6 protein-coding genes are annotated in these 5,542 nt (G+C 75.5%); 3 read left to right on the top strand and 3 right to left on the bottom strand.

The window, feature by feature from the left end; genetic code table 11:
• The 3 genes from RIF68_RS25830 to RIF68_RS25820 all read right to left on the bottom strand — a co-directional run.
• A partial coding sequence (locus RIF68_RS25830; RefSeq protein ID WP_309053700.1) for an FAD-dependent oxidoreductase occupies positions 1-325 on the bottom strand: 325 nt, incomplete at its 3' end.
• Positions 312-785, bottom strand: a complete 474-nt coding sequence (locus RIF68_RS25825) for an SRPBCC family protein (protein ID WP_309053699.1) — start codon at positions 783-785, stop codon at positions 312-314. The genes RIF68_RS25830 and RIF68_RS25825, both read right to left, overlap by 14 nt.
• A gap of 151 nt (positions 786-936) precedes the next feature.
• The gene (locus RIF68_RS25820) at positions 937-1,956 is read right to left on the bottom strand and encodes an SDR family NAD(P)-dependent oxidoreductase (protein ID WP_309053698.1); all 1,020 of its coding nucleotides are present in this window, start codon (positions 1,954-1,956) and stop codon (positions 937-939) included.
• 537 nt (positions 1,957-2,493) lie between these two features.
• On the opposite strand from RIF68_RS25820, the gene RIF68_RS25815 reads away from it, so the two are divergent.
• The 3 genes from RIF68_RS25815 to RIF68_RS25805 form a co-directional block, all read left to right on the top strand.
• Positions 2,494-3,462 carry an NAD-dependent epimerase/dehydratase family protein gene (locus RIF68_RS25815; RefSeq protein WP_309053697.1) on the top strand — a complete coding sequence of 323 codons (969 nt, stop codon included), beginning with the start codon at positions 2,494-2,496 and terminating at the stop codon, positions 3,460-3,462.
• Between the two features lie 107 nt (positions 3,463-3,569).
• The gene (locus RIF68_RS25810; RefSeq protein ID WP_309053696.1) at positions 3,570-5,312 is read left to right on the top strand and encodes a carbamoyltransferase C-terminal domain-containing protein; all 1,743 of its coding nucleotides are present in this window, start codon (positions 3,570-3,572) and stop codon (positions 5,310-5,312) included.
• Positions 5,309-5,542 (top strand): glycosyltransferase family 2 protein (locus tag RIF68_RS25805; protein ID WP_375165740.1); only part of this gene is annotated, 234 nt, incomplete at its 3' end. The genes RIF68_RS25810 and RIF68_RS25805, both read left to right, overlap by 4 nt.

Below are 5,542 nucleotides of genomic sequence, written 5' to 3'. Positions count from 1 at the left end.
CCGTCTCCTCCGGGTCGCGGGACAGCACGGCGCAGCGCCCGTCCCGGAGCGGGTGCGCGAGGACGGCCGGTGCGTGGCTCCAGCGCAGACCGCTCCTCTCCAGGTGCAGCGCCCGCATGACGGGGGAGGCGGCGGCCAGCGGGTAGAAGGCGCTGAACAGGTCGTGCACGTACTCCGGACGCAGTCCCCGGTCGCTGCGGACCGCGCCGCCGGGCTCGTCCTGCGCCTCGAGCACGAGCACGTCCCAGCCGGCGTCCGCGAGGACGTTCGCCGCCACCAGGCCGTTGGGGCCGGCGCCGACGACCACCGCGTCAGGAGTGGCCATGGGACACGTCCTCCCCGGCCGGAGCACCGGCCCGGGACTCGACGACCTCGGCGAGCCGGGCGAGCATGCCCCGGTGACGGAGCTGGATGAGCGCGTCCAGGGCCGTGTTGTGCCAGCGCGCGGTCGGCCCGCGCAGGGGGTGCTCGTCCACGGTGACGAGGGAGTCCCCGCCCCACGGCAGCACCTCGATGGCGATGCGGGCGGTGCCCGCACGGCCGGCGAGGGATTCCAGTTCCAGCCGTTCACCCGGACGGTGGATGCGGGAGATGGTCCTGCTGCGGTACGTCGCCGGGCCCAACTTCAGCGTGAACCCCAGCGAGGCTCCCTCCTCGGGCCAGGAGCCCTCCTGTTCCCAGGAGTCATGGGTGCCGATCACCCAGCGGCAGTACAGGTCGGCGTCGCGGAGGACGGCCCACACGTCGGCCGGGGGCCTGCGGATGAGCTGGTGGCGGATGGCCATGGGGTTCTCCTCGGTGCGGGCTCGGGCCCGCTCCGACGTGGCGTCGGAGCGGGGCGGCGGTCGGAGTCGGGGGGAGGGAGTCGGTCCGGGGTCCGGGTGGGACGCGCGAGGCCGGTGCGGGGCGTACGGCTCCAGGGGGAGCGCGGTGGCATCAGGACCGGAGTCCCGCACGCGGCGCGCGCCGGCCCGCGAAGGGGGCGCGTCCGGTGGAGCGGGCGCCGAGCGCCGCGGCCGCGCCCGCGGCGGCGAGCACCGCCGCCCGGCGCAGCGCCGTCCTGCGCCCCGCCGACCAGCCGCCGCGGAGGGCGGCCGTGGACGCGGAGGGGGCGGAGAGGATGCCCGTCGTGGAGGGAGCCGTACCCCGCGGCGCGAGACAGCGGTGCTCGGTGACCCGGACGACGACGGCGCGCACGAGGCCCGGCGTGAGCGCGTGCCCCCACGTCAGCAGCCGGGCGGAGGGGCCCACCACGACCCGGCGGCGCGGACGGCGGGCCGCGCGCACCACGGCCCGGGCCACGCGTTCCGGGGTGGCCGGCGGAGGCACGGCACGCACCTCCCGGCCCGTGTGGTTGGCCGCGTGGCGGAAGAAGGGGGTGTCGACGCCGGCCGGAAGCACGCTGCACACGGCCACGCCGCGCGCCCCGGCCAGGGCCAGCTCCTGGCGCAGGATGTCGTCGAAGGTCACGAGGGCGGCCTTCGACATGGCGTACGCGGACATGTAGGGGGCGCCGACCACTCCGCCGAGGAGCGAGGAGACGTCGATGAGGACCCCGCTGTCCTGGCGGCACATCACCGTCAGAGCGGCGCGGGCCCCGTGGACGACGCCCATCACGTTGACGTCCAGGAGCCGGCGCACCTCCCGCGGGGGTGTCCGGTCGACGGAGCCGAGGATGCCGACGCCCGCCGCGTTGACCCAGACGTCGATCCGCCCGCCCCAGGCGAACGCCGCCTGCGCGAGGGCGTCGACCGCCGCCTCGTCGGTGACGTCGGCCGGGACGGCGAGGGCCTGGGCGGCACGGTGCGCGCCGGCGCACTCCCGCGCCACCTCGTCGAGGACGTGCGCGCTGCGCGCGGCGAGGACGACCTGCCCGCCGCGGCGCGCGAAGGCCAGGGCGACGGCCCGGCCGACACCGCTGGAGGCGCCGGTGACGACGACCACCGGACGGTCCACGGGGCGCAGGGGCCCGGTTCGGCTCCTTCTCATGCCCGGGCGAATGACCGGTTTCGCGGTGCTTCATGCGCGCGAGCCCCCTCCGACCTCTTCCGGCGGAGCGAACGGAGAACCCCGGCCGGGAGCGGCGCGCGAACCCCGGCTCCGAGCGGCGGGAGCGCCGGCCTCCGACGCGCCGGAGCGTCATGCGGCCTTCCGCAACGCCTTTCACCGACGCCGCAGGGAAGCGCTTCGCGGGAGAATCCTTCGAACGCGGGGAGTAGCGCTGCGCCCCGTGGGTAGCGGCCGGGGCGATGAACCGGAAGCATGTGTTCCGGATGTTCATGCAGGCAGGAGAGCGAGCCGTACCGTCACCCCGGCGCTCACCCGAACGGCGCAGCGCGCCGGGTGAGCCTCGGGGAGCGGCTCTCCTCCCCCCGGGGCAGGATGGGGCCACGCGTGACAAGTCCCGCCGGCCCGTGACCGGTCAGGGCACGGCGGCACCGGCCACCAGGAGCCGCGGCTCATCTCCCCTCACGTCCGTCTGAGGAGATCACCATGGCGATACCCCGCGCACCCCGTTGGGAGCACGCCGTCGTCACCGGCGGTTCGGGCTTCGTCGGTTCGCACCTCTGCACCGCGCTGCTCGCCGAGGGAACGGCGGTCACCTGTGTGGACGACTTCAGTACCGGCACGCCGGACAACGTGGCGCATCTGCGCGGCGACCCCCGGTTCCGCCTCGTCGAGGCGGACGTCCGCCGGCCGTTCACGCACGCCGTGGACCGGGAGCCCGACCTGGTCCTGCACTTCGCCTCGCCCGCCTCGCCGGTCGACTACCTGCGCCTGCCGCTGCACACCCTGGAGGTGGGCAGCCTCGGGACGAGGAACGCGCTCGCCCTGGCGCACGCCGCCGGCGCGCGGTTCGTGCTCGCCTCGACCTCGGAGGTGTACGGCGATCCCGAGGAGCACCCGCAGAACGAGCGCTACTGGGGCCATGTGAACCCGGTGGGACCGCGGAGCGTCTACGACGAGGCGAAACGTTTCGGCGAGGCGCTCACGACCGCCGACGCCTCCGCCCGGGGCACCGACACCCTGATCGTCCGGCTGTTCAACACGTACGGCCCGCGCATGCGGGGGTACGACGGCCGTGCCGTCCCCACCTTCGTCCGGCAGGCCCTCGCGGGCGAACCGCTCACCGTGGCCGGCGACGGACGCCAGACCCGCTCCCTCTGCTACGTGGACGACACCGTCCGCGGCATCCTGGCGGCCGCCGCCCACGGCATGCCGGGACCGGTCAACATCGGCAACCCCAGCGAGATCTCCATGCTCGACCTGGCCCGCTGGATCGTGGAACTGACCGGTTCCCGCTCCACCCTCCGCTTCGTGGAGCGGCCCGTGGACGACCCCGGAGTCCGCTGCCCCGACATCACCCTCGCCCGCGACAAGCTCCTGTGGGAGCCCCTCGTCCCCGCCGAGGAGGGGCTGCGCCGGACGATCGACTGGTTCCGCGGCCGCCCCGCCGACTGACCACCGCACCTCCGCGCCCCGTCCCCCCGCCGGCCCGATCCCCGACAGGCCGGCGGCCCCTTCGCCCCGCACCGGCCGTACCCCGCCCCCCACCGGAAAGGCCTCCCATGCGAGTTCTCGGCATCAACGCCCTCTTCCACGACCCCGCCGCCGCCCTGGTGATCGACGGCGTCACCGTGGCGGCGGCGGAGGAGGAACGCTTCTCCCGGCGCAAACACGGCAAACGCCCCGTGCCCTTCTCCGCCTGGGAGCTCCCCGAACAGGCCGCCCGCTGGTGCCTCAGCCGGGCCGGGCTGCGCCCCGCCGACCTGGACGCCGTCGTGTACGCGTACGACCCCGAACTGGCCCTCCCCGCCGAGACCATGGGGCTGAACGACCCCTGGGACAACCTCCGCCAGGCGTACGCGCGCAGCGCCCCCGGCTTCCTCGCCACCGCCCTGCCCGGCCTGGACCCCGACGCCGTCCGCTTCGTCGGTCACCACATGGCCCACGCCGCGTCCAGCGCCTTCGCCGCCGAGGGCGCCGAGACCTCCTCCGTCCTCGTCCTCGACGGCCGCGGCGAACGCGCCTCCCACCTCGCCGCCCGCCGTGTCGGGGACCACCTCGAACCCCTCCGCGCCCAGAACCTCCCCGAGTCGCTCGGCCTCGTCTACGAGGAACTCACCGACCACCTCGGGTTCCTGCGCTCCTCCGACGAGTTCAAGGTCATGGCACTCGCCTCCCACGGCACCCCGCGCATGCTCGGCGAACTGCGCCGGTACGTCCACCCCACCGGTGACGGCGGCTTCGTCGCCCACGGCGTGCCCTGGTCCGAACTGTGCCCGCGCCGCGCCCCCGACGAGCCGTGGACCCAGCAGCACGCCGACGTCGCCGCCAGCACCCAGGCGGTCCTGGAGGAGACCCTCCTCGACCTGGTGCGCTGGCTCCACGGCCGCACCCACGACGACGTCCTCACCCTCGCCGGCGGCGTCGCCCTCAACTGCGTGGCCAACGCGCGCATCGCCCGTGAGGGACCCTTCGGACGCGTCTGGGTCCAGCCCGCCGCCGGAGACGCCGGTACGGCCCTGGGCGCCGCCCTGCTCCACTCGGCGCAGTCCGGTACGAGCCCCTCGCCGATGCCCGGCGCCGACCTCGGCCGGGACTGGAGCGACGCGGAACTGGCCAGCTGGCTGAAGACCGCGGCCGTCCCCTTCGAACGGCCTCCCGACATCGCCGTCACCGTCGCCGAGGCACTCGCCGACAACGCCGTCGTCGCCTGGTTCCAGGGCCGGTCCGAGTTCGGTCCGCGGGCCCTCGGCCACCGTTCGCTCCTCGCCCACCCGGGACACGCCGGGAACCTGGAGCGGCTCAACGACATCAAGGGACGCGAGCAGTTCCGGCCCGTGGCCCCGATGGTGCTGACCGAGCGCTCGGCGGAGATCTTCGACGGGCCGCTGCCCAGCCCGTACATGCTGTTCGTGCACGACGTCGCTCCCGAGTGGCGGGACCGCATCCCGGCCGTCGTGCACGTCGACGGCACGGCCCGGATCCAGACCGTGGACCGGCGGCAGGAGCCGCTCGTCGCCCGCATGCTGGAGGAGTTCGAGCGGCGCACCGGCCTGCCCGTCGTCGTCAACACCAGCCTCAACACCGCGGGCCGGCCCATGGTCGACGACCCCCGCGACGCCCTCGAATGCTTCGGCTCGACCCCCGTCGACCTCCTCGCCATCGGCCCCTTCGCCGTCCGCCGCGCCGACTTCTTCCGCGCCGGTGGCGCCGACGGGACCGGCGCCAACGGCTGGTCCACCGGCAGCGGATGGGCCGGCGGCAACGGCCCCTCCGAGGGCCCCGACGAGAGCGGCCCGCGGTGAACGGCCCCGCGGAACACCCGCGTTACGCCGTCGTCGTCCCCACCCTCGGCCGACCGAGCCTGCGCCGCTGCCTGGAGGCCCTCGCCGCCGCCCCGGGCCCCGGGCCCGCGCGCCTGGTCCTCGTGCACGACCGCCCCGGGGACGGCGGGAACCCGCCGGACCTGCCCGTACCCGAGGCGCTCCGCCCCGTCACCCTCGTGGTACCCGGCCGCGCCCGGGGACCGGCCGCC

Origin of the sequence: Streptomyces sp. (assembly GCF_031178505.1) — a bacterium.
In the GTDB taxonomy this organism is placed as follows: domain Bacteria; phylum Actinomycetota; class Actinomycetes; order Streptomycetales; family Streptomycetaceae; genus Streptomyces; species Streptomyces gulbargensis.
This window is presented reverse-complemented; position numbering and strand designations above follow the sequence as displayed.